This is a genomic window from Nocardia sp. NPDC004582, assembly GCF_053602115.1.
The window spans coordinates 1-2,191 of the sequence record NZ_JBSGCY010000283.1 but is presented as its reverse complement, the minus strand read 5'-3'; the positions used below and the strand labels follow the sequence as shown (position 1 = coordinate 2,191).

Here is a 2,191-nt window from a genome sequence, read left to right as displayed (position 1 = left end):
GGTCAGCGAAGAAGAGGCGCTGATCGGCGCGCGGGCGCTGGCGCGCGACAGCCTGGTCAAGACCGCCTTCTTCGGGTGTCCTCGGACCGGCCGCCGGGACCGCGGCCGTTGCGTTCGGGAGCGCTGGAATCGGCCGGGGCAGCGGTTGTTTCGGGTCCCGTCGCGGCGTTCTCACCACGGCCCTTGCCGCGACGGCGTTTGCGGCGCGCACGCGTGCGGGAGGACTCGGCCGACTCGGCGGGGGTGGTGTCGATGGCCGGTTCGTCGGGACGTTCGACCGGCTCGATGCCGAGTTTGGCCAGGATCATGCGGACCACGCGTCCGGGGCTGCGGCCGTCGGTGCGGACCCGCACGGTCGCCACCTCGCGGTAGAGGGGGCGGCGGGTCTTCATCAGTTCGCGGTACTTCTTGGCCGGGTCGTCGCCATTGAGCAGCGGGCGATTGGTGCTCGCGCCGGTGCGGCGCAGGCCCTCGCCGACACTGATCTCCAGGTAGATGACCGTGCGGTCGCGCAGCAGCGCGCGGGTCGCGGCGGAGAGCACCGAGCCGCCGCCCAGCGACACCACGCCGTGCCCGGCGAGCACGGCGTCGCGGACGACCTCTTCCTCGATGCGCCGGAACTCCGGCTCCCCGTCGGTGGCGAAGATCTCCGGAATCGTGCGCCCGGTGCGCTCCTCGATTCCGGCGTCGGTGTCGTACAGCTCCACGCCGAGCTCCCGGGCCAGCTTGCGCCCGATGGTCGATTTGCCCGCGCCCGGCGGGCCGACCAGCACGACATTCGGTGCGGGCCGGCCGGTTTCGCCCGGCGCCGCACTGTCCTCGGTGGTCACTGCCCGGCGTTGCCCGGAATGTGCGGGCGGGCGTTGATCCGCTCGAGGTAGGCGTGGATGTTGTCGATGGTCTCGGGCAGCGAGTCGCCGCCGAACTTCTCCAGCACCGCCTGCGCGACTACCAGCGCCACCATGGCCTCGGCGACCACACCGGCCGCGGGGACCGCGCACACGTCGGAGCGCTGGTGAATGGCCACGGCCTCGTCGCCGGAGGTCATGTCCACGGTCGACAGCGCGCGCGGCACCGTCGAGATCGGCTTCATGGCCGCGCGCACCCGCAGCGCCTCGCCATTGGTCATGCCGCCCTCGAGCCCGCCGGCCCGGTTGGTGGAGCGCAGCACGCCGTCGGGACCCGGGCGCATCTCGTCGTGGGCCTGGCTGCCGCGCCGGCGCGCGGTCTCGAAGCCGTCGCCGACCTCGACGCCCTTGATGGCCTGAATGCCCATGAGCGCGGCCGCGAGTCGCGAGTCCAGGCGCGCCTCACCGGAGGTGAACGAGCCCAGGCCGACCGGCAGGCCCTCGACGACGACCTCGACCACACCGCCGAGGGTGTCGCCGTCCTTCTTGGCCGCCTCGATCTCGGCGATCATGGCCGCCTCGGCGTCCTTGTCGAACGCGCGCACCGGCGACTCGTCGATGGCGTCCAGATCCGCGGCGGTCGGCACCACGCCGGTGGTGTCGGCGGCCGTGCCGATCGACACCACGTGCGAGATGACCTCGACCCCGAGCGCCTGGCGCAGGAAGTTCTTGGCGACCGTGCCCGCCGCGACGCGGGCCGCGGTCTCGCGGGCGCTGGCGCGTTCGAGCACATTGCGGGCGTCGTCGAAGCCGTACTTGAGCATGCCCGAGTAGTCGGCGTGGCCGGGGCGCGGGCGGGTCAGCGGCGCGTTGCGCGCCAGCTCGGCCAGCTCGGCCTGGTCGACGGGGTCGGAGGACATGACCTGGGTCCACTTGGGCCACTCCGAGTTCGCCACCTCGATGGCGACCGGTCCGCCCATGGTGCGGCCGTGCCGCACGCCGCCGACCATGGTCACCACGTCGGCCTCGAACTTCATCCGCGCGCCACGCCCGTACCCGAGTCGACGCCGGGCCAGCTGCGCGCCGATGTCGGCGGAGGTCACCTCGACACCGGCCACCATCCCCTCGAGGATGGTGACGAGAGCAGGACCATGGGATTCTCCGGCAGTTATCCAGCGCAACACGAGTGACATCCTTTCATGAATACCGAGGTGCCCGGACACACGGCCCGCGTGAAGCCCGATGTCAGCGCCCGGCCAGCAACGCCACCACGCTCGCCACGCACATGGCGGGCCCGTGCGCGAGCGTCGCGACCTCGCCCGCCACCCCGCCGCCGCGCCCCG

Annotated in this window: 1 protein-coding gene and 1 pseudogene; both read right to left on the bottom strand. The window is 72.6% G+C overall.

Annotated features, from left to right (window positions below):
• Positions 1–290: 290 nt before the first annotated feature.
• Positions 291–830 (bottom strand): annotated as a pseudogene (locus ACWELJ_RS34005) (shikimate kinase); the annotation flags it as partial.
• Positions 827–2,041, bottom strand: coding sequence for a chorismate synthase (gene aroC, locus ACWELJ_RS34000; RefSeq protein ID WP_452370159.1), 1,215 nt, complete (start codon positions 2,039–2,041; stop codon positions 827–829). The gene aroC and the pseudogene ACWELJ_RS34005, both read right to left, overlap by 4 nt.
• Between the last annotated feature and the right edge of the window lie 150 nt (positions 2,042–2,191).